The following is a 25,818-nucleotide window of genomic DNA, read 5'->3' as shown; positions in this document are numbered from 1 at the left end:
TGTGGGCGCACGCTGCCGACCGGGCGCCTCCTTCAGCCCTTGAACGGGTTGGCGGTGGTGTCCACGACGGTTTTGCGCGGGTCCACGGAGGCGTACGTGTTGAAGTGGGCGACGCAGGCGAGTACCAGCAGCCGGTCGACCCGGGGGTCGTGGATCCTGACACCGTAGTGTGCCCGGACGCCGGCGCGGCGGGTCAGCTCGAAGCCGGGGGATTCAGCGGCGCGGAAGCTGAGGCGGACGGAGAGCAGGACGTCGGCGAGGTCCTGGCGGGGGATGAGACGGAGGGGGGAGCCGTGTCGCAGTCGGCTGTTGAGGCCTTTGGGGAGGCCGGTGAGGACTGCGAGGCCGTGCTGGGTGACGGTCCACTCGTCGGTGCGCAGGGTCCGTTCGCGCAGGCGCACGCTGCCGATTTCGGCGCCGTCGGCCGACATTGCGGAGAAGGGGGTCACGTAACCGGCGAAATCGGCGAACTGCGGTCCGGTGGAGACCCGGTAGGGGTGGGCGGTGTCGTAGGCACCGTCCTTGTGCATGCGAGCCACCGGGTCGCGCCGGCCGTCGGCGCGGACCTCGAAGGTGGTGTGGGCGCGGCCGTAGTCGATCGAGACGGCGAAGGCGTCGAGGGCTTGCAGCGGCCGGCTCATCGGGCACCGCCCGACTCCGTGCGGCGGGTGGCGCGGGCATCGCGGGCGTCACGCGTGGCGGTGCGGCTGAGGTCGGCGATGAGGGGCTTTATGTCGTCGACCTGGGAGCCGGCCCTGAGCTGCTGGTAGATGCGGCCCGCGATCTCCTTCTGCTGCGGGGTCCGGTGGGCCAGCAGTTCGTCGCCGAGTTCGTTGGTCACCGCCGCCCGCTGTTCGGCTGCGGGATCTGCCTCATGGTCTTCGTTCGCGTCAGGATTCACGTCTCACTCCGAGTTCTCTCAGGCTGCCGGAAGCATTGCCATGCGGGAGGCGCCTACGGCCGGGGACCAGCCCCCGCCCTTCTCGAATTCGAAGCCGCGCTGTTCCACGTCGTCGACGAGGCTGCCGACACTCGGCAGGGACGACGGTGAACTGATGAAGTCGGCGACCTTCTGGACATCGCTCTTGATGGTGTCCACGGCTTTCGAGATCGCTTCGAAGATCTTCTCGATGGTCATGATGATCGACACGATCGTCCGGACTATCTTGTAGATCTTGTACATGCGGTAGGCCGTGTAAATACCCGCACCGACATCCGCCAACGGGTCTTCCGGCCCGAGGCCGACCGCCTCGATCGCCGCGTCGCCCGCGGCCATCTTGGCCGCTTCCTCGGCGAGTTGCTTGATCTCGTTCTTGATCAGCTCATCGATCTCGCGCAGGGCCGCATAGACAAGCCCGACGATGACCTCGTACCCGTCCAGGTAGGCCTTGGCCGCGATCTTCGCGGCGTCCCCGACCCCACCGATGCCCATCGTCCAGCGGAAGAGGTACTCGTCGAAGGCGGTCCCGGTGTCGCCCTTCCACTCGGCGCCCAGCTTCCAGGAGCCCTTGCGCAGCGTTCCCGCCACCGTGTAGGCGGCATCGCCCAGGGCGTCGTACGCGTCGTGGAGGTAGCGCAGCCGGCCGTACTCGCCCACCAGGGGCGTCAGCAGCAATTCAACAAGACTCTGGCCGGTGCAGAACTGGAAAAGTTTGTCGGCCCCCTTGAGTTCGCTGTTCCTTCCCAGAGCCAGCAGTTGATGGTGGATGTTCTTCGCGGTGTCGTCCTCGGCGCTCGTGGGCTCCTTGAGAGTGACGTCCTCGTCAGTGAAATCGCCGAGGTGTGAGGCCCCGGGTATCGAGGCGACAGCAGGGAAACTGGCATAGGAATGCGGATATATACCGCGCAGATCAGCTGCGGTTGCCTGATCGGTGCTGGTGTACGCGTCACTCGTGCGCCGGACCTTGTCGGCAATCACATCCATGCCGCGCCGGCACTGGGAGAGCTTGTCACTGAAGAAGTGCGAGACGGAGGGAACGATTTCGAGCAGTGGGAGAAGAAGCAGTCCGTCCAGCCCGCCGGTGTTGGCGCACTGGCTGCCGCTCCACTGGACGAGGGTGTCCAGATGACCGCCCTGTTTTGTTGTGAGATTCGCGTAGGAATGAAAGTCTTCCTGCGGTGGCGCTGTGAACCCCGTCACACATTCTCCCCGTTTTTTCCTCAAGCCCGTTCCCTGACAGGCCCGTTGCGCCGTACACGCTATCCGAGGATCAAATGGGATTACTGTGACGTGTGAATCCGTTGACCATCTTTTGGTCAAGCGGGGCAGAGGTCCCCGTCACCCACCGCGAGTTCCGGGAGGGCCCCCGCAAGGGCGGCATCACCGAACCGGCCGGACAGGCTCCTGGACGACGGCGACGCGCCATGGGCCTCGGCCCGGATGCGCTGCTTCATGGTGGGAGGTACCGAGCGGTCGCCGGACCGCTGCCTCGGCAGAAGCGCCGTAAGGGCCGGGATGGAGGCCGGGGCCGCGACCGGGGCCGCGACTGGAGCCGGGGCCGGGGCCGCGACCGGGGCCGCGGCCTCCGTGGTGGCCTTGAAGCCAAGGACGGCAAGGCACTTGACGAGTGCGGTGATGAAGACGGTCCAGATCTGCGCGATCTTGGCGGCTGCCATGATCCCTCACTTCCGAGTTCCGAATGGTGCGATTTGTCTGCCTTGCTTATGATGCGCACCCCGCTCGGACTTCAGGGCTTCAACGCCCGCGATTCGCCGATCTTCGTACCAACGCCACCCGGACGGCCCAACCGGACCCGAACCTTCCGGAAGCCTGTGACTTTCGCAAAGTCTCGAAAATATTCGCCCTGCACGTACATCCATTCGCATCTCCCATGAGTCACTTGCCTAGCGGCATCCTCATATGGCCGCATCGCAGGGGCATTTGGGAGATTTCATCTTGAAAACCGTCATCAAGGGCACTCGTCGCGTATCCGCGGTCGTCCTCACCGCGGGTGCCGTGCTGATCGCCGGAGCGTTCACCACTCCGGCGCAGGCGGCCACCGCGGCGCCCACGATCGTCGCCAAGGGCGGCTTCGTGATGAACAACGGCACCGGGAAGACCCTCTACACCAAGGCCGCGGACACCCGCCGCTCCACCGGCTCCACCACCAAGATCATGACCATCCGGGTGGTGCTCGCGCAGTCGAACCTCAACCTGAACGCCAAGGTCACGATCCAGAAGGCGTACAGCGACTACATCGTCTCCAAGGGCGCCTCTTCGGCCCACCTGATCGTCGGCGACAAGGTCACCGTCCGCCAGCTCCTCTACGGGCTGATGCTCCCGTCCGGCTGCGACGCGGCGTACGCGCTGGCCGACAAGTTCGGCACCGGTTCCACCCGTGCCAAGCGGGTGAAGTCGTTCATCGGCAAGATGAACTCCACCGCCACGAAGCTCGGCCTGACGAACACGCACTTCGACTCCTTCGACGGCATAGGCAACGGCTCGAACTACTCGACGCCGCGTGACCTGACGAAGATCGCCAGCAGCGCGATGAAGTACTCCACCTTCCGTACGGTCGTGAAGACGAAGTCGTACACGGCGAAGACCACCACGAAGTCCGGCGGCACCCGCACCATGTCGGCGTGGAAGAACACCAACACACTGCTCGGTTACAAGGGCACCATCGGCGTCAAGACCGGCTCGGGCCCCAGCGCCAAGTACTGCCTGGTCTTCGCCGCCACCCGGAACGGCAAGACGGTGATCGGCACGGTCCTCGCGTCCTCCTCGGTGGCCAACCGCACGGCGGACGCGAAGAAGCTGATGAACTACGCGTTCACGAAGTAACCCTCAGCCGCGCGTACGCACGGACGTCGGCGTCCGGGTCGTCGGCGACGGAGGCGAGTGCGGGCCCGGTTCCGGGGTGGCGGCGCAGTGAGCGGACGGCGGCCTTGCGGACGTCGGCATGGGTGTCGGCGAGGGCCGCCGTGAGCACCGGTACCGCCAGGGCGGGGGCGGCGACCGTGAGAGCGGTGGCCGCCCCGGTACGGACCTGCCAGGCGGGGTCGGCCAGGGCGGCGGCAGCGGCCGTGTCGACGACCGTCCCGACTCCGGGCAGCCGCTCGACGAGCTGCTCGGCGCGCAACAGGTCCAGCACCTGGCGCACGGTGTTGCGGGACGCGCCGTAGTCCGCGCCGATGGCGTCCTCGTGCGGCAGTACGCCGTCGGGGAAGCCTTGGCCCAGCAGCTGGTGGCGCAGCAGATCGGCGAGCTGCCGTGCCCGGTCCGCCCGCAGCCGCCGACGCCGCGCGGCCGCGACGGGCGCGGTGTGCTCGCGAGTGCGGTCGGCGGGCATGATCGGGGCTCCCCTGCTCGGGCCTGCCGGGCCTCCGCCGGCGCTGCCCAGGACTCCAGCCACGACTCCGCCCGACTGGTGTTGCCGCGGTGTTGCGCCACTTCGCCATGCCGGTCCACGTCCGTGAGCTGGCCTTACGACACCGTGACCACGGGATCTGCCACCTGGTGGACAGCCCCGCACACCCCATCCGCGTAGGCTCGCACCCATGCGCCTGAGCACAGTGATCCTCCCCATCCACCGGTGGAACGAGGGCCAGAAGATCTGGCGGCGGGCCGAGGACCTCGGTTTCCACGCCGCGTACACCTATGACCATCTGTCCTGGCGGAGCTTCCGCGACGAGCCGTGGTTCGGGGCGGTGCCTACTCTCACCGCCGCCGCGACGGCTACGGAGAGTATCCGGTTGGGCACCCTCGTGACCTCGCCGAACTTCCGGCATCCGGTGACGCTGGCGAAGGACCTGATGACGCTGGACGATGTGAGCGGCGGCCGGATAACGCTGGGGATCGGGGCGGGCGGGACAGGCTTCGACGCGACCGCGATGGGGCAGACGGCCTGGCCGCCACGGGAGCGGGCCGACCGGTTCGGGGAGTTCGTGTCGGTGCTGGACCGGCTGCTGACGGAGCCGGTGGTGAGTTGCGAGGGGGAGTTCTACTCGGCGGTCGAGGTGCGGAACATCCCGGGGTGTGTGCAGCGGCCGCGGATTCCGTTCGCGGTGGCGGCGACCGGGCCGCTCGGGCTGAAGGTGGCGGCGCGGTACGGGCAGGCATGGGTGACGTACGGGGATCCGCGCGGGCCGGGGGATGTGCCGGTGGAGGAGTGCGCAGGGGTGATTTCAAGGCAGATGGACAAGCTGGAGATCGCGTGCGCGGAGATCGACCGCGACATGGGGGAGCTGGACCGGATTCTGCTGCAGGGGTCGACGGCGGAGCGCCCGCTGGATTCGGTGGACGCGTTCGTGGACTACGCGGGGCGGTACGCCGAGATCGGGATCACGGAGATCGTGATCCACTGGCCCGTGCCGGACTCGATCTTCGACACGGACCTGGACGTCTTCGAGCGCATCGCCGGCGAGGGCCTGGCACAGCTCAGCTGACCTCCCGTTCTGCTCCTCCCAGGCCGCGTGCGTTGCGCCGCCACAGGGACAGCAGCACCGGCGACTGGACGGGCGCGGGGTTGGCGGGGCAGATGTCGAAGTGGGTGATCCGGCAGGTGTCGGAGGGCTCGGCGGCCCGGAGACTGACTGCGGTGCCGTCGCCGGCGATGCGCCAGCGGCGGCCTGCGGGTATCGAGGCGGTGGGCCAGGCGCCGGGCTCGATCATGATCCAGCGGCCGCGCACGGTGAGGTGCCACTCGGCGGTGGCGCCGCAGCGGTCGCAGGCGGTGGCAGGGCCGGCGGTCGGGCCGGCGACGGGTATCGAGGTGCGCGCGGCGAAGCGGATGCCGTCCAGGACGGTACCCAAAGCCTCGCCCAGCAGCACCGGTTCACGGTCGGCGTGCTCTGCTTTCTCCATGTCCTGATGGTGGCACCTGCCACTGACAATCGACCGCGCTCCGTGTTCCACTGGTCGCACTCAGCACTGACAGCAGGGTCAGCACAGTCAGCACCGTCACCCGTACACACAGGAGGATGCAGCGCGTGACCTCAGCGACCGATCTGCCCAGGACCGCCCTCGCCACGCCACGCCTGATCGCCACCGACCTGGACGGGACCCTGCTGCGCGGCGACAAGACCGTGTCGGCCCGCACGGTGGCCGCCCTCTCCGCCGCCGAGGACGCCGGCATCGAGGTGTTCTTCGTGACCGGCCGCCCCGCGCGCTGGATGAGCGTGGTCGCCGAGCACACCGCACGCCACGGCATGGCCATCGTCGCCAACGGCGCCGCCGTCTACGACCTGCACCGCGACCGGCTGCTCGCCGCCTACCCGCTGGACGCGCGGGACGCGATGCGGGTGCTCGAGATCCTGCGGGCGGCGGTGCCGGGGACGACGTTCGCGATCGAGCGGACGGGGGGCTTCGCGTACGAGCCGGCGTATGTGCCGTACGAGCCCGACGCCGAGGCGCTCATCGCGCCGATGGAGGAGCTGCTGGGCACACCGCCCGGCCATCAGCCGCTGCTGAAGCTGCTGGCGAAGCACCCGGACATCGACCCCGACCTCTTCCTGGACACCGCGCGGGCGGTGGCGGGGACCTATGCGGAGATCACCCGGTCGAGTCCGTCGGCGCTGCTGGAGGTCAGCGGGAGCGGGGTGAGCAAGGCCACGACGCTGGCGCGGTGCTGTGCGGAGCGGGGCATCTCGGCGGCGGAGGTCGTCGCGTTCGGGGACATGCCGAACGACCTGGAGATGCTGTCGTGGGCGGGGCGCTCGTACGCGGTCGCCAACGCGCACCCCGACGTGCTGGCGGCGACCACTCACCGTACGGCGGCGAACGAGGACGACGGGGTCGCGCGGGCCATCGAGCGGATCCTCGCGGGCGCGGGCGCCTGATCCACCCTCTTATCCGACCCGTTAGCCCGGACGGGTGAACGCGGCGGCGGGCCGTCCACCGGCTCCGTACGGCGGGCCGCCCGCCGCCGTACAAACCGTTTATGCGCGGATTCATCTGGATGGCGGCAGGGCTGCTCGCCCTGCCCTGTGGCTCGACCCGACCGGCTGCCGCCGAACTGCCCGGCGGGAGCCGGACCATGACGGTCCGGGCGGTCGTGGACCACGCCCGGCACCGGGCCGCGGGCTCGTACGCCGAGACCCCGGGCGGCGGGGCGGGGCTGATCACCTGGGACCGCGACGGTATGGCGATGGCCCACAGCGGCATCACCATCACCTCGGCCACGGAGGCCGCCGGCGCCGCCCGGGCCCTGCCGCGCGGCGCGTGGACGGCCCGGGGGTGGGGCGGCGGCTCACTGGACCGGGCCCTGCGGCGGGCGCTGGCGGAGCCGGGGCCAGGGGCGGTGGTCGTGGAGGCCGTTCCGTAGCACGCGGGCCGCGTCAGAGCGGGACCTCCCACACCACGGCCGTGCCGTCGCCGTCCGGGCGGGAGCCGTAGGTGGACGTACCGCCGAGGGACTCGGCGCGGCGGACGAGGTTGTGCAGGCCGCTGCGGCGGCCGGTGAGGGGGATGCCGACGCCGTCGTCGGAGACGACCAGGCGGACGGCGGCGGTGGTGCCGTCGTCGAGGAAGGCGGTGGAGTCGACGATGACGTCGACCCGGGTCGCCCCGGCGTGCCGCAGGACGTTGGACAGCGCCTCGCGCAGCGCGGCGACCAGGTTCTTCGCGCTCCGCTCGCCCACCCGGGCGTCGACCGCGCCCACGAAGCGCACGGAGGGCTGGAAGCCGAGCGGCATCGCGACCGTGCTGACCTCGCGCAGCACGCGCGTGCGCAGGCCGGACGGGGTCTCGGCCGGGCTCTGCTGGAGGGCGAAGATGGTGGTGCGCACTTCCTGGATGGTCGCGTCGAGCTCGTCGACGGCCCTGCCGATGCCGTCCTTGACCTCGGGGTCGTCGGCGCGGCGCTGGGCGCCCTGCAGCATGAGGCCGGTGGCGAAGAGCCGCTGGATGACGAGGTCGTGCAGATCGCGGGCGATGCGGTCGCGCTCCTCGTAGACGGCGAGGCGCTCGCGGTCGCGCTGCGCGTCGGACAGCAGCAGGGCCAGCGCCGCCTGCGCGGCGAACTGCGTGGCGAAGAAACGCTCCTCCTCGGTGTAGCCCGGCTCGCCGCGCAGCCGGGGCAGGGCGAGCGTGCCCACCACGCGGCCGCCACTGCGCAGCGGCAGCATCATGCTGGGACCGAAGCGCGGCGCGATGACGGTGCTGATGCGCAGGTCGGTGGCCGAGTCCTCGACGAACACCGGCTCACCGGCGAGCAGGTGCGCCACGACCGGGCTGTCCGGCTCGATCACTATGCCCACCAGGCCCTCCGGCCTGTCCGCCGACGCGGCGACGACCTCCAGGCCGCCCTCGCCCGTGGGCAGCAGCACGATCCCGGCGGAGGCGTCGGCCAGCCTGCGCGCCCGCTCGGCGACCGTGTTCAGCGCGTCGGCACCGGAAGCACCGGAAGCGCTGTCGGCGTCGAGCAGCGTGGTGCTGACCGCGTTGACGGCGTCCAGCAGCTTGGCGAGGCGTTCTGCCATGAGCCGAGCGTACGGCGCGGCTTAGAGGCCTCGCGAATGGGTGGGACGGGTGAAGGAGCGGGGTGAGGGGCAAGCCTGGCAAGGCGGAGGAGGGAGGCGCTGGGGGTACCCCCTGCACGAAGTGCTTGGGGGAGGAGCTGCGGCGACCGACGACAACGCCGCCAGGCGCCGCCCATCGCCCCGCGACGCCGCCCCACCCATTCGCGAGGCCTCTAGACGGTCAGCAGGTCAGCGGCGCGCTCCCCCTCCAGCGTGCGGCGGAACGGGCCGTCGGTGGCCGCCAGGTCCTCGTACGTGCCGCGCTGGACGATCCGGCCGTGATCGAGGACGACGATCTCGTCGACCTCGGCCAGCCCGTGCAGCCGGTGGGTGATCAGGACGGTGGTGCGGCCGGTGGTCGCGGCGAGCAGGTCGGCGGTGAGGGCGTCGGCCGTCGGCAGGTCCAGATGCTCGGCGGGCTCGTCGAGGATCAGCACCGGGAAACCGGCCAGCAGCGCTCTGGCGAGGGCGAGGCGCTGGCGCTGCCCGCCGGACAGACGGGCGCCGTGCTCACCCACGGCCGTGTCGAGGTCCAGCTCCACGCGGGCCGCGGCGAGGGCTTCGAGGAGATCGGAGTCCGGTGCGCCCGGCCTGGCCAGGCGCAGGTTCTCGCGGACGGTGCTGTCGAAGACATGCGCGTCCTGCGCACACAGCCCGACGATGCGGCGCACCGCGTCGCCGTCGAGGTCCGCGGCATCCTGGCCGTTCAGGGTGTACGTGCCGCCCTCCCGGTCGAGGAAGCGCAGCAGCACCTGCGCGAGCGTCGTCTTGCCCGAGCCGGACGGCCCCACGACCGCGATGCGGCGGCCCGGGGCCAGGTCGAGGTCCACCCCCTCCAGGGCCGGGCGGGGCTGTCCGGCGTGCCGGGCCGTCAGGCCGCGTACGGCGATGGGGAAGGGGTCCGCCGTCGGCGCGGTCGCCGAGCGAAGCGAGATGGGGGTACCCCCTGCACGAAGTGCTTGGGGGAGCTCCGGCTCGCGTACGGGCTCGGGCGCGTCGATGATCTCGTACACCCGCTGCGCCGCCTCACGGCTGCGCTGCCGCTGCTGCGCGGCGAGCGGCATCCCCGCCACCGCCTCGAACGCCGCCAGCGGCGTGAGGACGATGACGGCCAGCGCCACGCCGTGCAGCCGGCCCGCCGCCACGGCCTGTACGCCCACGGCCGCGCACGCGATCACCGTCAGGCCGGTGACCAGTGCGGACAGCCCCGCGCCCAGCGCCGTCCCGGCGGCCGAGCGCGCCGCCAGGGCGGTGAGCGTACGGTCCGCGTCTCCCACCGCCTTCAGACGGGCCGGCAGGGCGCCTGCCACGGTGACTTCGGCGGTGCCGGTGAGCAGGCCCAGGACGTGCGTGGACAGCTCGCCTCTAGCGGGCGCGATCCGCCGCTCGGCGCGGCGGGCGACGGCCACGGACAGCACCGGGATCCCCACGCCTGCGGCGAGGAGGCCGACGGCCAGCGCCGCCCCCGCCTCGGGCAGCAGCCAGGCCGTGAACCCGGCGGTGACCAGGCCTGCGGTGGCGGCGGTGGCGGCGGGTAGCAGCCAGCGCAGGAAGTAGTCCTGCAGGCTGTCCACGTCCGCCACGAGCCGGGACAGCAGATCGCCTCTGCGCGTGCCGCGCAGCCCTGCGGGCGCGAGGCGCTCCAGGCGCGCGTAGACCGCGACCCGCAGATGCGCGAGGGCCCGGAAGACGGCGTCATGCGAGGTGAGGCGTTCGGCGTAGCGGATCGCCGCACGGCCGATCCCGAACGTCCGGGTCGCCGTGACCGCGACCATCAGGTACAGGACGGGGGGCTGCTGGGAGGCCCGGGAGATCAGCCACGCGGACGTCGCCATCAGGCCGACCGCGCACAGGATCGCGAGCACCCCGAGGACGAGGGCCGCCGCGCCCTGGCGGTTCGCGCCGTGGCGGCGGACGCGGCGCAGGGGCGACGCCGCGCTGCGGGCGGGGTCGGTTGCCGTCTCCTCCGCTGCCGGGCCCGGGACCGTTGCGGCTGCTGGGGGCTCCCAGCCGCCCATCCGACTGCCCGGGGACGTGGGCTCGCCGGGGCGGGTGCCCTCGCCCAGCCGGACCGTGCGGTCGGCGAGGGCGAGCAGCGCCGGGCGGTGGACGACGAGCAGGACCGTACGGCCGGCGGCCAGGCGGGCGACGGCGGCCACGACGGCCGCCTCGGTGTCGCCGTCCAGGTTGGCGGTGGGCTCGTCGAGCAGCAGCAGGGGGCGGTCGGCGAGGAAGGCACGGGCGAGGGCGACGCGTTGGCGCTGGCCGGCGGAGAGGCCGGATCCTGCCTCCCCGACGAGGGCGTCCGGGTCGAGGTCGGCGGCTCCGGCGTCGGTGAGGGCGGCGCGGACCGCGTCGGCCGTGGCGTCGGGGCGGGCGAGCCGCACGTTGTCCGCGATCGTGCCGGGGAAGAGGTGCGGGTGCTGGGGGACCCAGGCGATCTGCCGGTGCCAGCCGTCGCAGTCGTACGCGGCGAGGTCTGCGCCGTCGGCCAGCACCCGGCCCGAGGTCGGCTCGGTGAAGCCGAGCAGCGCGCTGAGCAGCGTCGTCTTGCCGATGCCGCTGGGGCCGACGACGGCGACCGTCTCGCCGGGGGAGAGGGTGAGGGAGACCGGGCCGAGGCGGCCGGCCACCGCGAGTGCGTCGAGCTCGATCACCGCCGTGCGAAGGTCCGGTGCCGGGGCGGTGCCCCGTACCGGCGGGGCGGTCTCCAGGACGGCGAAGACCTCGTCCGCGGCGGCCACGCCCTCCGCCGCCGCGTGGTAGTGGGCGCCGACCTGGCGCAGCGGCAGGTACGCCTCGGGGGCGAGGACGAGGATGACCAGGCCGGTGTAGAGGTCGAGGTGGCCGTGGACGAGCCGCATGCCGACCCCGACGGCGACCAGGGCGACCGAGATCGTGGACAGCAGCTCCAGCACGAAGGAGGACAGAAAGGCGATACGCAGGGTTCGCATGGTCGCCCGGCGATAGTCGGCCGTGATGGCGCGGATGGACTCGGCCTGGGCCTTGGCACGGCCGAAGACCTTGAGCGTGGGCAGACCGGCCACGACATCCAGGAAGTGCCCGGACAACCGGGCCAGCAGCTTCCACTGACGATCCATCTGAGCCTGGGTGGCCCAGCCGACCAGCGCCATGAACAGCGGGATCAGCGGCAGCGTCAGGGCGATGGTGAGGGCCGAGATCCAGTCCTCGGTGACGATCCGGGCGAGCACGGCGACGGGTACGACGACGGCGAGCCCGAGCTGGGGCACGTACCGCGCGAAGTAGTCGTCGAGCGCGTCGATACCGCGTGTGGCGAGGGTGGTGAGCTCGCCGCTGCGCTGCGTGGTGAGCCACGAGGGCCCCAACTGCGTGGCCCGCGCCAGCAGCAGGCCCCGCAGCTCGGACTTGACGGCCGCGCTGGCGCGGTGCGCGCACAGCTCGGTGAGCCAGGCGACGGCCGCCCGGCCGACCGCGACGGCGACGAGCAGCACCAGCTCGGTGCGCAGCCCGCCGACGCCGAGGCCGTGCTGGAAACCGCCGACGACGACCTCGGCGACGAGCATCGCCTGGGCGACGACCAGTCCGGCCCCGGCAAGGCCGAGGAGGACGGAGCCGACGATGAACGCGCGGGAGGCGCGGGCGTGGCGCAGCAGCCGGGGGTCGATCGGTTTCACGTGAAACATGCCCTCTCAGTGAGGTGAGCCGTGCTCAGTGCGCTGCTTCGGCGATGTGCTGCGTACCGATGCGCTTGCGGAAGACCCAGTACGTCCACCCCTGGTAGAGCATGACGAGCGGGGCGGCGATCCCGGCACACCACGTCATGATCGTGAGCGTGTACGGCGTCGAGGACGCGTTGGTGACCGTCAGGCTCCACGCCGGGTTCAGCGAGGACGGCATGACGTCCGGGAAGAGCGTCAGGAAGAGCATCGCGACGACGGCGACGATCGTGATCCCCGAGTACGCGAAGGACCAGCCCTCCCGGCCCAGCAGATTCGCCCCGATCGCCGCGAGCAGCGCGATCACGGCGATCGCGGCGGCGACCAGGCTCTTGCCGTCGCCGCCGTCGATCTGGGTCCAGGCCAGGAAGGCCAGTGCGCACACCGCGGCGGCGGCGCCCGCGCCGGTGGCGAAGCGCCGTGCCCGCACCCGGATGTCGCCGAGGGTCTTGAGCGAGGCGAAGACCGCGCCGTGGAAGGTGAACAGGGTGAGGGTGACCAGGCCGCCGAGGACCGAGTAGACGTTGATCAGGTCCCAGAAGCCGCCGACGTACTCCCCCGCCTTGTCGATCTTGACGCCGTGCACGATGTTGGCGAAGGCGACGCCCCACAGCACAGCCGGAATGAGGGAGGTCCAGAAGATCGCGGTCTCCCAGCGCCGCTGCCAGGCCTCCTCGGGGCGCTTGGCGCGGTACTCGAAGGCGACGCCACGGACGATGAGGCAGACCAGGATGGCCAGCAGGGGCAGGTAGAAGCCGGAGAAGAGGGTGGCGTACCAGTCGGGGAAGGCCGCGAAGGTCGCGCCGCCGGCGGTGAGCAGCCAGACCTCGTTGCCGTCCCAGACCGGGCCGATGGTGTTGATGAGGACACGGCGCTCAAGGCGGTCGCGGGCGAGGGCCTTGGTGAGGATGCCGATCCCGAAGTCGAAGCCTTCGAGGAAGAAGTAGCCCGTCCACAGGACGGCGATGAGGACGAACCAGACGTCGTGCAGATGCATCTCTCGGTTCTCCCTTCAGTACGAGAAGGCCATCGGGCGGTCGGCGTCGTCGTGATCGCCGCCGATCCGGGTGGGCGGATTCAGGTCGGCCTCGGTGAGCTCCGGCGGGCCGGCCTTGGCGTACTTGACCATCAGCTTGATCTCGATGACGGCGAGGATCGCGTACAGCGCGGTGAAGACGATGAGCGAGGTGAGGACCTCACCGGTGGAGACACTCGGCGAGACCGCGTCCTCGGTCTTGAGCAGGCCGTAGACGGCCCAGGGCTGGCGGCCGGTCTCGGTGAAGATCCAGCCCCAGGAGTTGGCGATCAGCGGGAAGCCCATGGTCAGCAGGCCGATCCGCCAGTACCACTTCGAGAGCGCCGGGCCGAGCCGCGTGTTCTTGGTGAGCATCAGGTGCGGCGGCTCGTCGTCGCCCGTACGGTGCTGCGGCGCGAGCCACAGCCTGCGGCGGGTGAGCCAGAGTCCGGCGAGGCCGACCGCGAAGGAGGTCATGCCGAAGCCGATCATCCAGCGGAAGCCCCAGTAGGCGACGGGAATGTTGGGCCGGTAGTCGCCGGGCCCGTACTTCGCCTGTTCCAGCTTGTTGATGTCGGTGATGCCGGGGACGTACGAGGTGAAGTCGTCCTTGGCCAGGAAGGACAGCAGGCCGGGGATTTCGATGGCGACCGTGTTGTGGCCCTTCTCCACGTCCCCGTACGCGAAGACCGAGAACGGGGCCGGGGCCTCGCCGTCCCACAGCGCCTCGGCGGCGGCCATCTTCATCGGCTGCTGCTCGTACATGACCTTGCCGAGGCGGTCGCCGCTGACGGCGGTGAGCAGCCCCGCGACGACGGCGGTGATCAGAGCGAGGCGCAGCGAGGTCCGCATCACCTCGACGTGCTTCTTGCGGGCCAGGTGGTAGGCGGAGATGCCGAGCATGAAGGCGGCGCCGGTGAGGAAGGCGGCGGTGAGGGTGTGGAAGACCACGACGAGGGTGGTGTTCTGGCTCAGCACCGCCCAGAAGTCGGTGAGTTCGGCGCGGCCGGTGGCCTTGTTGTAGGTGTAGCCGACCGGGTGCTGCATCCAGGAATTGGCGGCCAGGATGAAGTACGCGGACAGGATGGTGCCGATGGACACCATCCAGATGCAGGCAAGGTGGATCCTCTTGGGGAGCTTGTCCCAGCCGAAGATCCACAGCCCGATGAAGGTGGACTCGAAGAAGAACGCGATCAGCGCCTCGAAGGCGAGCGGAGCGCCGAAGATGTCGCCGACGAAGCGCGAGTAGTCGGACCAGTTCATGCCGAACTGGAACTCCTGGACGATGCCGGTGACGACACCCATGGCGATGTTGATCAGGAAGAGCTTGCCCCAGAACTTGGTCGCCTTGAGGTACTTCTCCTTGGCTGTGCGCACCCAGGCTGTCTCCAGGCCGGCGGTCAGGGCGGCGAGGGAGATCGTCAGGGGGACGAAGAGGAAGTGGTAGACGGTGGTGATGCCGAATTGCCATCGCGCGACGATGACGGTGTCCAGCGCGAGCTGCACGTCATGCCTCCTGACTTGGTGCGCTTGTGAAAGTGAACACGTTCACAAACCAAATAGTACGCACATACATTTGCCCCCTGACACCGGGGTGCGTCAGGGGGCAACAGGGGCAAAGCAGGGGCCGACAGGCCCTAGAGCTCCTTGCGGAATGCCTCCGCCGTCCGCAGCAGCACGTCGTTCGCCGCGGTCTCGCCGATGGTGATCCGTACGCCCTCGCCGGCGAAGGGCCGGACCGTCACACCGGCCAGCTCGCACGCGGCGGCGAAGTCGACGGTGCGCTCCCCCAGGCGCAGCCACACGAAGTTGGCCTGCGCATGCGGCAGAGTCCACCCCTGGGCGGCCAGCCCCTCGTACACCCGGGCCCGCTCGGCGACCAGGGCGTCGACGCGCTCCAGCAGGGCGGCCTCGGCGCGCAGCGAGGCGACAGCCGCGTCCTGCGCAAGCTGGCTCACACCGAAGGGGACGGCCGTCTTGCGCAGCGCAGCCGCGACCGGCTCGTGCGCGATGGCGAAGCCGACCCGCAGCCCGGCCAGGCCGTACGCCTTGGAGAAGGTGCGCAGCACCGCCACGTTGGGGCGGTCGCGGTAGAGCTCGACGCCGTTGGGGAAGTCCGGGTCCGTGACGAACTCGACATAGGCCTCGTCCAGCACGACCAGGACGTCGGAGGGCACCCGGTCCAGGAAGCGCTCCAGTTCGGCGCGGCGGACGACCGTGCCGGTGGGGTTGTTGGGGTTGCAGACGAAGATCAGCCGGGTGCGACCGGTGATCGCGGCGGCCATCGCCTCCAGGTCGTGCACCTCGTCGGCGTCCAGCGGCACCCGGACCGAGGTGGCGCCACTGATCTGCGCGATGATCGGGTACGCCTCGAAGGAGCGCCAGGCGTAGATCACCTCGTCGCCGGGCCCCGCCGTCGACTGGACCAACTGCTGGGCCACGCCGACCGAGCCGGTGCCGGTGGCGATGTGCGAGACCGGTACCTCGAAGCGGTCGGAGATCTCGGCGAGCAGGGCGGAGCAGGCCAGGTCCGGGTAGCGGTTGAAGGACTGCGCTGCGGCGGTGGCCGCCTCCAGCACGCCGGGCAGCGGCGGATAGGGGTTCTCGTTGGAGGAGAGCTTGTAGGCGGTCACCCCCTCGGCCACGGCCGGGGGACGCCCCGGCTTGTAGGTCGGGATGCCGTCGAGTTCCGGGCGCAGTCTTGGGCTCATGGACACACCATACGAGGGCGTGGGCAGCCGCGGGAGGGCCGCTCGGAGCGCTGCGCGCCCGTGGCGCGCCCCGTGGCGCGCATCCCCCGTAAAGGTGAGTTGACACCTCTTCGACATATCGGCCATGCAGGAGAAGATCGCCGCGCGAGCGCTCATAAGCACCGACGAGTCCGGTCTGTCGCCTGTGGATTCAAGGCGACCGGGGGTCCTCAGCCATGGAGAAACGTATCTGTCAAGCTGGTTCCGAGACCCCCCGCCAACGGACCACACGAGCCCTACTATCGGCTCGCCATGACAGCAGCAGGGAACCACCAGGCGAGCCGCCATATCGGACGCCGGCTGGAGCGGGCGGGCATCAGAGATGTGGCCGCCGCGGCCGGAGTCTCGATCACGACTGTCTCCGACGCACTCAACGGCAAGGGCCGACTGCCCGATGCCACCCGACGCCATGTGCGCGAGGTCGCCGACCGGCTGGGCTACCGCCCGTCCGCGGCGGCCCGCACACTGCGCACCGGCAGATCGGGCCTGATCGGCCTGACCGTGACCACGTACGGGGAAGAACCTTTCACCTTCACCGAGTTCGCGTACTTCGCCGAGATGGCGCGGGCCGCGACCTCGGCGGCGCTCGCGCGCGGCTATGCCCTGGTGATCCTGCCCGCGTCCTCGCGGCACGACGTCTGGAGCAATGTCGCGCTCGACGGCACCGTGGTCATCGACCCGTCCGACCATGACCCGGTCGTCACCGACCTGGTCCGCCAGGGCGTACCGGTGGTCAGCGACGGCCGCCCGGCCGGGAATCTGCCCGTGCACGCCTGGGTGGACAACGACCACGAGGCCGCCGTCCTGGGCATCCTCGACCACCTGGCCGCCGCCGGGGCCCGGCGCATCGGACTGCTGACGGGCACCAGCACGGACACGTACACCCGGCTGTCCACCACCGCCTACCTCGACTGGTGCGAGCGCATCGGCCAGGAGCCGGTCTACGAGGCCTACCCGGCCCACGACCCGTGCGCGGGCGCGGTGGCCGCCGACCGGCTGCTGGCCCGCCCGGACCGCCCGGACGCCGTCTACGGTCTCTTCGACCCCAACGGCACCGACCTGCTGGCAGCCGCCCGCCGGTACGGCCTGCGCGTGCCGGACGACCTGCTGCTGGTCTGCTGCAGCGAGAGCAGCGTGTACGCGGCCACCGAGCCGCCGATCACCACGCTCTCCCTCAAGCCCGGCCGGATCGGCACCGCCGTCGTCCAGCTCCTCATCGACGCCATCGAGGGCGCCGATTCCGGCGCCCCGGTGCAGCAGGTCATGCCCACCGATCTGATCGTCCGGACCTCCTCGCAACGGCGCCCACCGCGCACAACGGTCAGCCCGCCGCGCGGTTCCGGGGAATGAGCGGCGCGTAACGCCCGGCGCGTGACGATTTGTCGGCACCTGACGAAATCCTGGTAGCCAGGTGTGTCACGCTGCGACATCGTCATTCCTATGATGGGCGGATGGCGGCGCGAAGGTGGTGGAGGGGTCGATGACTCAGGGGGTCGGTCAGGGACCCGTGCGAGGTACGGCTGACGGCTGGGATCCGGCGATGGCGGCGCAGGCCGTGCCGGCGGGCTACCAGCCCATGCTGATCGACGCACGGATCGTCCCCGTACCCGTAGGCGAGGCACCCGCGGACGGGGAACACGAGGGGTACCCGCCGGAGTACACCCCCACCGTCCGCGATCTTCCGGTGATCACCGACGACCAGGAGGCGCGCCCCGGCCCGCTGTACGTCGTCGGCGATGTGCACGGCTATCTCGACGAGCTGCTCGACGCGCTCTACGACCGCGGGCTCATCGACGCCGAGGGCCACTGGGCGGCCGGCACCGCCCGCCTGTGGTTCCTCGGCGACTTCACCGACCGGGGCCCGGACGGCGTCGGCGTCATCGATCTGGTGATGCAGCTCTCGGCGGAGGCGGCGGCCGCCGGCGGCTACGCCAAGGCCCTCATGGGCAACCACGAGCTGCTGCTGCTGGGCGCCCACCGCTTCGGCGACACCCCGGTCAACTCCGTGGCCGGCACCGCCACCTTCCTGGCCGCCTGGCGGCTCAACGGCGGTCAGACCACCGACATGGAGCGGCTGGAGGACCACCACATCGCCTGGATGTCCCGCCTCGACGCGGCCACCGTCGCCGACGGCCACCTGCTGCTGCACTCCGACACCACCGCATACCTGGACTACGGCACCACCATCGACGCGATGAACGACGCCGTCACCGGCGTGCTCCAGCGCGGCGACGCGGACGAGTGCTGGGAGCTGTTCCGCAAGCTCACCAAACGCTTCGCCTTCCGCGGCGATGACGGCCCGCAGGCTGCCCGCGAGCTGCTGGACACCTACGGCGGCCGGCGCGTCGTGCACGGCCACAGCCCCATTCCGTACCTGCTGGGGGAGGTCGGCGGCGAGTACTCGGGGGACGGGGAGGAGCGGGCGACGCCCGTGGTCGACGGCCCGCATGTCTACGCCGACGCTCTCGCGGTGGCAATGGACGGCGGGGTGACGATGGATGGCAAGTTGCTGGTCGCGCAATTGCCACTTCTGCCCTAAGCTGCCATTTTCCGGAAACACTCTGTCACGCTGTCACCTCCGCGCTCTACCATCGACGTTATCCGTAGGCACGCTCTCCTCCGCTTCCGCCCGGGCTCCGGAGAGGCGCCGGAGACGGAGCATCGGGGGATGCACATGAACAGCGCACAGCACCTGCTCAACGAGGACCGCCAGGACTTCGAGCGTGTCCTCGACGAGGCGCTGCACTCCGCCGAGATCCGTGAGGCTCTCGCCGAAGGCGCCAGCCCGCTCAACAGCGAACAACTGCGCACGATGGCGCTCAGCGCCATCGAACCGATAGCCGCCTGCGCAGCACCGGAATACCAGCAGTACCGGAACGTACGCGAGCAGCTTCGCGCGGCGGCCGACAGCATCCGCGGCGTGTCCCGGCGCGCGGCCGCCCCGGTCGGCGCGGGCAGCATCGAGTACGCGGCGGCCATGGGCCCGGTCGCCGACCCCGGAGGCTCCGGCGCGGGGCTGTTCGCCGTCGTCGCCGTCCTCACCCCGATGCTGGCCGGCGCCGCCGCCGTCATCTTCCTGCTGGTCGGCTACGCCCTGCGCATCTCACACCCCGTGCCCGCCATCGCCCAGCCGCTGATCAGCGCCGGGTGGCTGTTCGCCGGGGTCGCCGTCCTCGGCATCGTCCTCGCCATCATCAGCCTGCTCCTCACCGCCCTGCGCAACGGCTCCACCGCCCTCCACGACGGCCCCGACGAGCTCCCGCCCGAGCTCGCCCACGCCCGCGCCGCCTGGCAGCGCGCCCTGCTCGAACGAGGCCTGCGGCCCTTCCTCTTCGAAGCCCTCGCCCAGGCCGCCACCGCCCCGCCGCCGGCCCCCGCCGCCTACGACCCCGGCCCGGGCCCGGGCCGCGCTTCAGGCCCGCGCATGCCGCGCCTGGGCTACTCGCGCCCCGACTTCACCAGTCCGGGCCCCGAGGAATCCCCGGAGCCCGGACACCGTTTCACCAGCCCCGACTTCACAAGCCCGGACTTCACCAGCCCCGACTTCGGCGGCCCGGACAACCCTCCCGCCTGACCGTCAGGCGGTCAGGCGGTCGGTCAGTCAGGCGGTCAGTCGGCTATCGGCAGGTACACCCTGTTCCCGGACGCCGCGAACTCCTCGGACTTCATGCGCATGCCGTCCTCGTACTCGCGCCGGATGTCCTGCGAGATCTTCATCGAGCAGAACTTCGGCCCGCACATCGAGCAGAAGTGCGCCGTCTTGGCGGGCTCCGCGGGCAGCGTCTCGTCGTGGAAGGCGCGGGCGGTGTCCGGGTCGAGAGCCAGGTTGAACTGGTCCTCCCAGCGGAACTCGAAGCGCGCGTCGGACAGGGCGTCGTCCCAGGTCTGCGCGCCCTCGTGCCCCTTGGCGAGATCGGCCGCGTGCGCGGCGATCTTGTAGGTGATGACGCCGGTCTTGACGTCGTCGCGGTCCGGCAGGCCCAGGTGCTCCTTGGGCGTGACGTAGCAGAGCATCGCCGTGCCCCACCAGGCGATCATCGCCGCGCCGATGCCGGAGGTGATGTGGTCGTACGCGGGGGCGATGTCGGTGGTCAGCGGCCCGAGTGTGTAGAAGGGGGCTTCCTCGCAGATCTCCTGCTGGAGGTCGATGTTCTCCTTGATCTTGTGCATCGGGACATGGCCCGGGCCCTCGATCATCGTCTGGACGTTGTGGCGCTTGGCGATGGTGTTCAGCTCGCCGAGAGTGCGCAGCTCCGCGAACTGCGCCTCGTCGTTGGCGTCGGCGATCGAGCCGGGGCGCAGGCCGTCGCCGAGGGAGTACGTGACGTCGTAGGCGGCGAGGATCTCGCAGAGCTCCTCGAAGTTCTCGTAGAGGAAGCTCTCCCGGTGGTGGGCGAGGCACCAGGCCGCCATGATCGAGCCGCCGCGGGAGACAATGCCGGTCTTGCGGGCGGCGGTGAGCGGGACGTAGCGCAGCAGGACGCCGGCGTGGACGGTCATGTAGTCGACGCCCTGCTCGGCCTGCTCGATGACGGTGTCCTTGTAGATGTCCCAGGTGAGCTCCTCGGCCTTGCCGTCGACCTTCTCCAGCGCCTGGTAGAGGGGGACGGTGCCGATGGGGACGGGGGAGTTGCGCAGCACCCACTCGCGGGTGGTGTGGATGTTGCGGCCGGTGGAGAGGTCCATGACGGTGTCGGCGCCCCAGCGGGTGGCCCAGGTCATCTTGTCGACCTCCTCCTCGATGGAGGAGGTGACGGCGGAGTTGCCGATGTTGGCGTTGACCTTCACCAGGAACCGCTTGCCGATGATCATCGGCTCGATCTCGGGGTGGTTGACGTTGGCCGGGAGGACGGCCCGGCCGGCCGCGATCTCCTCGCGTACGACCTGCGGCTGGACGTTCTCGCGGATCGCGACGTACTCCATCTCCGGGGTGATCTCACCGCGGCGGGCGTACGCGAGCTGGGTGACGGCCTGTCCGTCCCGGCCGCGCCGGGGGAGCCGGGGGCGGCCGGGGAAGACCGCGTCGAGGTTGCGCAGGCCGCCCCGGGGGGAGGTGTGCTTGAGGCCGTCGTCCTCGGGGCGGACGGGGCGGCCCGGGTACTCCTCGGTGTCGCCGCGGGCGACGATCCAGTTCTCGCGGAGCGGCGGCAGGCCCCGGCGGACGTCGGTGGTGATGCTGGGGTCGGTGTACGGGCCGGAGGTGTCGTACAGCGTCACATCGCGGCCGTTGGTGAGGTGCACCTGTCGCACGGGGACAGCGATGTCCGGGCGTGACCCGGTCACGTACCCCTTGTGCCAGCCGATTTCGCGCGTGCGTGCATCCTGCATGGTCATGAGACCTACTCCCTACGCCGGCATTACCCGGTAACAGGTTCAGCGGTCGGCGCAGCTGTCGTCAGCGCCCTCTCAGCCCGGTGCTCCGAGCTCCCGCGTTTGCAAAGGTGTCATCACGCTAGCGGGTCCCCCGGGACGTACACCAGTGGGTGTTGCGATGATCGGTTCGTGGACACTGGCACCGATCACTCGCATTCGCATTCGCACGCCCATGCGCATGGGCCGGTGCATCCGGTCTCCCGGCATCTGCGCAATGTCATCGCCGCGGTGCTGGTGCCCTTCGCCGTCGCGGTCGTCGCCGGGCTGATCGTGCTGTGGCCGGGCGGGGTGCCGGCGCACCAGCGGACGGGGGTCGGCTTCGACCAGCAGACCCAGTCCGGACAGGTCGTCAAGATCGTGAGCCTGAAGTGCTCGGAGGCCAACGCGGGCAGTGGTGCGAGCGGCGATGCGTCCATCTGCAAGCGGGCGACCATCGAGGTCACCTCGGGCAAGGACAAGGGCCGCACCTTCACCGAGATCGTCCAGCCGACCCAGTCCCGGCAGTACTCGCTCAACCAGAAGGTCGTGCTCGCGTACGCCCCCAAGGCCCCCAAGGAGCTGCAGTACTCGGTGACGGACGTCGACCGGTCCTTCCCGATGTATCTGCTCGCCGGGCTCTTCGCGGTCGCGGTGATCGCCATCGGCCGCATGCGCGGGCTGCTCGCGCTGATCGCGCTGGTCATCAGCTTCGCGATCCTGTCGCTGTTCATCCTCCCGGCGATCCTGCGCGGCGATCCTCCGCTGCTGGTGGCGGTGATCGGCAGCAGCGCCATCATGCTGATCGCGCTCTACATGTGCCACGGCCTCAACGCCCGCACCTCGGTGGCGGTGATCGGCACCCTCTGCTCGCTCTTCCTGATCGGTGTCCTCGGCTCGGTCTTCATCGCCTGGAGCCATCTGACCGGCAACACCTCGGACGAGACCGGCACCATCCACGCCCTCTACCCCAACATCGAGATCCGGGGCCTGCTGCTCGCGGGCGTCATCATCGGCTCGCTCGGTGTGCTCGACGATGTGACGGTGACCCAGACCTCGGCCGTGTGGGAGCTCAAGGAGGCCGATCCCACGGCCGACTGGCGCAAGCTGTACATCGCCGCGATGCGGATCGGCCGGGACCACATCGCCTCGGTGGTCAACACCCTGGTCCTGGCGTACGCGGGCGCCGCGCTGCCGCTGCTGCTGCTCTTCTCGATCGCCAGCCGCAGCGTGCTGGGCGTCGCGGGCAGCGAGCTCGTCGCGGAGGAGATCGTACGGACCCTGGTCGGCAGCATCGGCCTGGTGGCCTCGGTGCCGCTGACGACGGTGATGGCAGCGTTGGTGGTGTCGGCGGACCGCGGCCACAACAATGGCGTCAGCAGCGGGGGACGCCGGCGCCGCGCGAAGTGAGGGGGATCCCCGTGATCGGGCTACAGGGCAGGGTGACGGGGACGGTCGGACCGGGCCTGGTCGGCGAGGTGATCGTCAAGGTGCGGGGTGGCGCGGAGGCCTTTCTGGCGTATCCCGTGACACCGGGGGAGCGGCTGGAGCCGGGCACGCTGATCGTGGTCGTCGAATACCAGGCGCCGCGCACGGTGTACGTCGCCGCCGCATACGGCTGAACCCGCGCTGACCTGCCGGGATCCGACTGCGCGTCAAAATTGTGACAAGGAATCGTAAGCGTCTTCCAGCGCGGCTCGCGCAGGCGCACACTCCCGTACGCGGCCCCAATCCGGGGCCATCGTAAGGGGGCGTATGCCGATGTTCATCGGCGCCGTGGCGGGAGTGGTTCTCGCCGCAATCATCATCTCGGTCGGGATTTTCAAGCTCATGTGGCGGGTCGCCGAACCGAACGAAGCTCTGGTCATCTCAGGCTCCAAGCACCGCACGGAGGGGCTTGAGGAGGGGATGGGCTTCCGTATCGTCACCGGGCGCGGGACGCTGGTCGTTCCGGGCGTGCAGGCGGTGCGCAAGCTGTCGCTGGACCTCAACGAGGCCGAGCTGTCCGTGGACTGCGTGACCAAGCAGGGGATCCCGCTGAAGGTGCGGGGTGTGGTGATCTTCAAGGTGGGCGACGACTTCGTGTCGATCGCGAACGCGGCCCGCCGTTTCCTGGACCAGCAGAAGTTCATGGGGGCCCGGGTGCACAACGTGTTCTCCGGTCATCTGCGGTCCATCGTGGGCGGGCTGACGGTCGAGGAGATGATCCGGGACCGCGACAAGCTCACCGCGCAGACCCGGGCCGCGTCCGGCTCGGAGATGGAGAAGCTCGGCCTGATCATCGACTCGCTGCAGATCCACGAGATCGAGGACCCGACCGGCTACATCCGCAACCTGGCCGCCCCGCACGCCGCCGCCGTCCACCGCGACGCGCGCATCGCGCAGGCCGAGGCCGACCGGCTGGCCACCGAGGCCGAGCAGAAGGCCGCCGCGCGGATGTCGGAGGCCACCCGCGACAGCGAGATCCAGCAGGCGGGCTACCAGGCCGAGCGCGACAAGGCGGCCGCCAAGGCGACGCAGGCAGGCCCTCTCGCGGAGGCCGCGGCCAAGCAGGAAGTCGTGATCCAGGAGACCCGGGTCTGGGAGCTGGAGGCCCAGCGCCGCGAGCAGCAGCTCCAGGTGGACGTACGCAAGCCCGCGGACGCGGCCGCGTACGAGAAGCGGACCTGGGCCGAGGCCGAGCGTGACGCACGGATCTCGGCGGCGGAGGCGAAGGCCAAGGAGACCGAGCTGGCCGCGATCGCCGAGGCGAACCAGGTGAAGATCGCCGCCGCCGCGAAGGCCGAGATGACCAAGGTGAGCGGTCTGGCGGCCGCTGCCGCCACCCGTGCCACCGGTGAGGCCGAAGCCGCGGCCACTCAGGCTCGCGGGCTCGCGGAGGCCGAGGCGGCGAAGGCCAAGGGCCTCGCCGAGGCCGAGTCGATCAAGGCACGGGCCGCCGCGCTCGCCGAGAACCAGGAGGCGGTTGTCGCCCAGCAGCTGGCCGAGCACTGGCCCGAGATCGTCCGCGCCGGGGCCGAGGCCTTCGGCAACGTCGACCACATGGTGCTGCTCAACGGCGCCGACGGGATGTCGGAGATGTTCGCCAAGGCGCTGACCATGGGCGGCACAGGCCTCGGCCTGGCCCGTCAGCTGCTCGCGGCGATGGGCGAGAAGGAGGGCACCCAGCCCCCGGTCAACGGCACCCGGCCCGAGCGGGTCCCGCTGAAGGACTAGCGACCAGCGGCACGGGCGGGGCTGTTTCACGTGAAACAGCCCCGCCCGTGCGTTCCGGTGTCCCGGTCCGGCCGGTCCGGCGCGTCACCACGAGTCGCGGGAGTCCGATGAGGACGAGGTGAACTTCTTCACCACGAACACCAGGCCGCCGACGAGCGCGACGAAGATCACCAGCTTGAAGACAAAAGCGAACAGCGCGCCCAGGAGGCTTCCGAAGACGACAATCGCGATCACCGGGACCGCGACCCACTTGACCCACCAGGGCAGGCCACCGAATAGTTCCTTCACCGTTTCCTCCGTAGTTTTCGAAGCTGCCCCCAGGCTAGGCCCGCCGGACCCCCAAGTGGGGGCCCTCAGCACCCCATCCGTCCCTGACCGACCCCCTAGGGGCCCGCCGGGACCAGGAGCCGCCCGGACCAGGGTCATCCCTCAGGCGGCGAGAAGACCACCAGCACCTTCAGGTCCTCGGTGATGTGGTGGAAGCGGTGCGGGACCCCGGCCGGGACGTAGACCACGCTGCCGTTCGCGACATACGTCGTCTCCTCCCCCACGGTGATCGCGGCCCGGCCGCTCACCACGAGGTAGATCTCGTCCTGCGCATGCGGCTTCTGAGGATCGAGCTCGCCCGCGCGCAGGGCGTACAACCCCGCGGACATATTGCGCTCGCGCAGGAAGCTCAGGTACGCCCCCTCGTTGGCGGCACGCTCCGCCTCCAGGTCGTCCAGTCGGAACACCTTCAACTTTGGCCCCATCCCTTGCCTGTGCGATCACGTCTGGGACGATCTCAGCCATGAAGAACTTCGTCGTCAAGACGCTCGCGAACGCCGTCGCCCTGGGCGTGGCCATCTGGCTGGTGCAGAACATCACACTCACCGGTGACGACACCGGACACAAGGCTCTCACCCTCGTCCTCGTCGCCCTGGTCTTCGGCGTCGTGAACTGGCTCGTCAAGCCGGTCGTGAAGCTGCTGGCCTTCCCGCTGTTCATTCTGACCCTCGGGCTGATCACCCTGGTCGTGAACGCCCTGATGCTGCTGCTCACCTCCTGGCTGTCCGGCAAGCTCAGCCTGGACTTCCATGTGGAGGGCTTTTGGGCTGCCCTGCTCGGCGGTCTGATTATCAGCATCGTCTCCTGGGCGCTGAACATGGTGCTGCCGGACGAGGACTAGGGCCTGTCCGGTGGATCTCAGTGGGAGAAGGAGCGGGGTCTGGTGCCTGTGATCGCAAGGCGCCGGAGCGCCCACAGGGTGGTTTCCTGTGGGCGTTTCGGCAACGCCGCGAGCGCTGGTGCCAGGGCACGCGACGCCACGGAGATCCACCGGAGAGGCCCT

Annotated in this window: 23 protein-coding genes, 3 pseudogenes and 1 riboswitch; of the genes and pseudogenes, 11 read left to right on the top strand and 15 right to left on the bottom strand. The window is 70.3% G+C overall.

Features of this window, described 5'->3' with window-relative positions; translation table 11 throughout:
- Window positions 1-32 precede the first annotated feature (32 nt).
- The 4 genes from OG607_RS22820 to OG607_RS22805 all read right to left on the bottom strand — a co-directional run bounded on the left by OG607_RS22820 (window position 33) and on the right by OG607_RS22805 (window position 2,616).
- The gene (locus OG607_RS22820; RefSeq protein ID WP_405726417.1) at window positions 33-641 is read right to left on the bottom strand and encodes a hypothetical protein; all 609 of its coding nucleotides are present in this window, start codon (window positions 639-641) and stop codon (window positions 33-35) included.
- Entirely contained in the window at window positions 638-901 is a 264-nt protein-coding gene (locus OG607_RS22815; RefSeq protein WP_405726414.1) for a hypothetical protein, read from the bottom strand. Before OG607_RS22815 ends, OG607_RS22820 begins: the two co-directional genes overlap by 4 nt.
- A gap of 18 nt (window positions 902-919) precedes the next feature.
- Window positions 920-2,140: a hypothetical protein gene (locus tag OG607_RS22810; RefSeq protein WP_405726411.1), complete on the bottom strand. Its 1,221-nt coding sequence runs from the start codon at window positions 2,138-2,140 to the stop codon at window positions 920-922.
- A 116-nt stretch (window positions 2,141-2,256) separates the two neighbouring features.
- Window positions 2,257-2,616 (bottom strand): DUF6344 domain-containing protein, encoded by a 360-nt coding sequence (locus tag OG607_RS22805; protein WP_405726408.1) that lies wholly within the window; start codon window positions 2,614-2,616, stop codon window positions 2,257-2,259.
- A 280-nt stretch (window positions 2,617-2,896) separates the two neighbouring features.
- On the opposite strand from OG607_RS22805, the gene OG607_RS22800 reads away from it, so the two are divergent.
- Complete coding sequence (locus tag OG607_RS22800; protein ID WP_405726405.1) at window positions 2,897-3,784, top strand: D-alanyl-D-alanine carboxypeptidase family protein; 888 nt, start codon at window positions 2,897-2,899, stop codon at window positions 3,782-3,784.
- Here OG607_RS22800 and OG607_RS22795 read toward each other — a convergent pair.
- Window positions 3,774-4,007, bottom strand: a pseudogene (locus OG607_RS22795) (HEAT repeat domain-containing protein); the annotation flags it as partial. The gene OG607_RS22800 and the pseudogene OG607_RS22795 overlap by 11 nt on opposite strands.
- Before the next feature lie 24 nt (window positions 4,008-4,031).
- Window positions 4,032-4,292 (bottom strand): annotated as a pseudogene (locus tag OG607_RS22790) (winged helix-turn-helix domain-containing protein); the annotation flags it as partial.
- A 208-nt stretch (window positions 4,293-4,500) separates the two neighbouring features.
- Here OG607_RS22790 and OG607_RS22785 point away from each other — a divergent pair.
- Entirely contained in the window at window positions 4,501-5,388 is an 888-nt protein-coding gene (locus tag OG607_RS22785; RefSeq protein WP_405726402.1) for an LLM class flavin-dependent oxidoreductase, read from the top strand.
- On the opposite strand, the gene OG607_RS22780 is transcribed toward OG607_RS22785, so the two are convergent.
- Window positions 5,381-5,806: a DUF6083 domain-containing protein gene (locus tag OG607_RS22780; RefSeq protein WP_405726399.1), complete on the bottom strand. Its 426-nt coding sequence runs from the start codon at window positions 5,804-5,806 to the stop codon at window positions 5,381-5,383. The two genes, OG607_RS22785 and OG607_RS22780, sit on opposite strands and share 8 nt — an antisense overlap.
- A gap of 116 nt (window positions 5,807-5,922) precedes the next feature.
- Between OG607_RS22780 and OG607_RS22775 the strand changes: the two genes are divergently transcribed.
- A complete protein-coding gene (locus OG607_RS22775; protein ID WP_405726396.1) occupies window positions 5,923-6,780 on the top strand; it encodes an HAD family hydrolase in 858 nt (285 codons plus the stop codon).
- Between the two features lie 101 nt (window positions 6,781-6,881).
- Window positions 6,882-7,265: a hypothetical protein gene (locus tag OG607_RS22770; protein ID WP_405726393.1), complete on the top strand. Its 384-nt coding sequence runs from the start codon at window positions 6,882-6,884 to the stop codon at window positions 7,263-7,265.
- 13 nt (window positions 7,266-7,278) lie between these two features.
- On the opposite strand, the pseudogene OG607_RS22765 reads toward OG607_RS22770, so the two are convergent.
- From OG607_RS22765 to hisC, 5 genes and pseudogenes are all read right to left on the bottom strand, one after another.
- Window positions 7,279-8,397: pseudogene (locus OG607_RS22765) on the bottom strand (GAF domain-containing sensor histidine kinase); the annotation flags it as partial.
- Window positions 8,398-8,633: 236 nt separating this feature from the next.
- Window positions 8,634-12,116 (bottom strand): thiol reductant ABC exporter subunit CydD, encoded by a 3,483-nt coding sequence (gene cydD / locus OG607_RS22760; protein WP_405736975.1) that lies wholly within the window; start codon window positions 12,114-12,116, stop codon window positions 8,634-8,636.
- Window positions 12,117-12,150: 34 nt separating this feature from the next.
- Window positions 12,151-13,155, bottom strand: coding sequence for a cytochrome d ubiquinol oxidase subunit II (cydB, locus tag OG607_RS22755; RefSeq protein ID WP_405726390.1), 1,005 nt, complete (start codon window positions 13,153-13,155; stop codon window positions 12,151-12,153).
- 15 nt (window positions 13,156-13,170) lie between these two features.
- Window positions 13,171-14,679: a cytochrome ubiquinol oxidase subunit I gene (locus OG607_RS22750; protein WP_405726387.1), complete on the bottom strand. Its 1,509-nt coding sequence runs from the start codon at window positions 14,677-14,679 to the stop codon at window positions 13,171-13,173.
- Window positions 14,680-14,810: 131 nt separating this feature from the next.
- Window positions 14,811-15,884: a histidinol-phosphate transaminase gene (gene hisC / locus OG607_RS22745; protein WP_405726384.1), complete on the bottom strand. Its 1,074-nt coding sequence runs from the start codon at window positions 15,882-15,884 to the stop codon at window positions 14,811-14,813.
- Window positions 15,885-16,175: 291 nt separating this feature from the next.
- Between hisC and OG607_RS22740 the strand changes: the two genes are divergently transcribed.
- From OG607_RS22740 to OG607_RS22730, 3 genes are all read left to right on the top strand, one after another.
- The gene (locus OG607_RS22740) at window positions 16,176-17,273 is read left to right on the top strand and encodes a LacI family DNA-binding transcriptional regulator (RefSeq protein ID WP_405726381.1); all 1,098 of its coding nucleotides are present in this window, start codon (window positions 16,176-16,178) and stop codon (window positions 17,271-17,273) included.
- A 115-nt stretch (window positions 17,274-17,388) separates the two neighbouring features.
- Complete coding sequence (locus tag OG607_RS22735) at window positions 17,389-18,462, top strand: metallophosphoesterase (RefSeq protein WP_405726378.1); 1,074 nt, start codon at window positions 17,389-17,391, stop codon at window positions 18,460-18,462.
- Between the two features lie 135 nt (window positions 18,463-18,597).
- Window positions 18,598-19,497: a hypothetical protein gene (locus tag OG607_RS22730; protein WP_405726375.1), complete on the top strand. Its 900-nt coding sequence runs from the start codon at window positions 18,598-18,600 to the stop codon at window positions 19,495-19,497.
- A 35-nt stretch (window positions 19,498-19,532) separates the two neighbouring features.
- Here the strand turns inward: OG607_RS22730 and thiC are convergent, their stop codons facing one another.
- Complete coding sequence (gene thiC, locus OG607_RS22725) at window positions 19,533-21,257, bottom strand: phosphomethylpyrimidine synthase ThiC (RefSeq protein ID WP_405726372.1); 1,725 nt, start codon at window positions 21,255-21,257, stop codon at window positions 19,533-19,535.
- Window positions 21,250-21,364, bottom strand: a riboswitch (TPP riboswitch). (Overlaps the previous gene by 8 nt.)
- 61 nt (window positions 21,365-21,425) lie before the next feature.
- On the opposite strand from thiC, the gene OG607_RS22720 reads away from it, so the two are divergent.
- From OG607_RS22720 to OG607_RS22710, 3 genes are all read left to right on the top strand, one after another.
- A complete protein-coding gene (locus OG607_RS22720) occupies window positions 21,426-22,682 on the top strand; it encodes a YibE/F family protein (protein WP_405726369.1) in 1,257 nt (418 codons plus the stop codon).
- An 11-nt stretch (window positions 22,683-22,693) separates the two neighbouring features.
- Entirely contained in the window at window positions 22,694-22,894 is a 201-nt protein-coding gene (locus OG607_RS22715; protein WP_405726366.1) for a hypothetical protein, read from the top strand.
- A 133-nt stretch (window positions 22,895-23,027) separates the two neighbouring features.
- Window positions 23,028-24,488, top strand: a complete 1,461-nt coding sequence (locus OG607_RS22710; RefSeq protein WP_405726363.1) for a flotillin family protein — start codon at window positions 23,028-23,030, stop codon at window positions 24,486-24,488.
- An 84-nt stretch (window positions 24,489-24,572) separates the two neighbouring features.
- On the opposite strand, the gene OG607_RS22705 is transcribed toward OG607_RS22710, so the two are convergent.
- Together OG607_RS22705 and OG607_RS22700 are read right to left on the bottom strand one after the other, a co-directional pair.
- Window positions 24,573-24,776 carry a DUF5326 family protein gene (locus OG607_RS22705; protein ID WP_329315565.1) on the bottom strand — a complete coding sequence of 68 codons (204 nt, stop codon included), beginning with the start codon at window positions 24,774-24,776 and terminating at the stop codon, window positions 24,573-24,575.
- A 134-nt stretch (window positions 24,777-24,910) separates the two neighbouring features.
- Complete coding sequence (locus OG607_RS22700) at window positions 24,911-25,228, bottom strand: cupin domain-containing protein (RefSeq protein ID WP_405726360.1); 318 nt, start codon at window positions 25,226-25,228, stop codon at window positions 24,911-24,913.
- 50 nt (window positions 25,229-25,278) lie between these two features.
- On the opposite strand from OG607_RS22700, the gene OG607_RS22695 reads away from it, so the two are divergent.
- Window positions 25,279-25,656, top strand: coding sequence for a phage holin family protein (locus OG607_RS22695; RefSeq protein ID WP_405726357.1), 378 nt, complete (start codon window positions 25,279-25,281; stop codon window positions 25,654-25,656).
- Window positions 25,657-25,818 lie beyond the last annotated feature (162 nt).

It is taken from the genome of Streptomyces sp. NBC_01537 (assembly GCF_045040445.1).
In the GTDB taxonomy this organism is placed as follows: Bacteria; Actinomycetota; Actinomycetes; order Streptomycetales; family Streptomycetaceae; genus Actinacidiphila.
Note: the sequence above shows the minus strand (reverse complement) of the source record. Positions and strands in the feature narration are given on the sequence as shown.

What these genes read in the sequence shown, in the direction of transcription:
- OG607_RS22770 (WP_405726393.1), top strand. Translation starts at nt 6,882, where the DNA reads ATGCGCGGATTCATCTGGATGGCGGCAGGGCTGCTCGCCCTGCCCTGT.
- hisC (WP_405726384.1), bottom strand. Translation starts at nt 15,884, where the DNA reads ATGAGCCCAAGACTGCGCCCGGAACTCGACGGCATCCCGACCTACAAG.
- OG607_RS22785 (WP_405726402.1), top strand. Translation starts at nt 4,501, where the DNA reads ATGCGCCTGAGCACAGTGATCCTCCCCATCCACCGGTGGAACGAGGGC.
- OG607_RS22695 (WP_405726357.1), top strand. Translation starts at nt 25,279, where the DNA reads ATGAAGAACTTCGTCGTCAAGACGCTCGCGAACGCCGTCGCCCTGGGC.
- OG607_RS22730 (WP_405726375.1), top strand. Translation starts at nt 18,598, where the DNA reads ATGAACAGCGCACAGCACCTGCTCAACGAGGACCGCCAGGACTTCGAG.
- thiC (WP_405726372.1), bottom strand. Translation starts at nt 21,257, where the DNA reads ATGACCATGCAGGATGCACGCACGCGCGAAATCGGCTGGCACAAGGGG.
- cydB (WP_405726390.1), bottom strand. Translation starts at nt 13,155, where the DNA reads ATGCATCTGCACGACGTCTGGTTCGTCCTCATCGCCGTCCTGTGGACG.
- OG607_RS22775 (WP_405726396.1), top strand. Translation starts at nt 5,923, where the DNA reads ATGCAGCGCGTGACCTCAGCGACCGATCTGCCCAGGACCGCCCTCGCC.
- OG607_RS22820 (WP_405726417.1), bottom strand. Translation starts at nt 641, where the DNA reads ATGAGCCGGCCGCTGCAAGCCCTCGACGCCTTCGCCGTCTCGATCGAC.
- OG607_RS22710 (WP_405726363.1), top strand. Translation starts at nt 23,028, where the DNA reads ATGCCGATGTTCATCGGCGCCGTGGCGGGAGTGGTTCTCGCCGCAATC.
- OG607_RS22805 (WP_405726408.1), bottom strand. Translation starts at nt 2,616, where the DNA reads ATGGCAGCCGCCAAGATCGCGCAGATCTGGACCGTCTTCATCACCGCA.
- OG607_RS22780 (WP_405726399.1), bottom strand. Translation starts at nt 5,806, where the DNA reads ATGGAGAAAGCAGAGCACGCCGACCGTGAACCGGTGCTGCTGGGCGAG.
- OG607_RS22740 (WP_405726381.1), top strand. Translation starts at nt 16,176, where the DNA reads ATGACAGCAGCAGGGAACCACCAGGCGAGCCGCCATATCGGACGCCGG.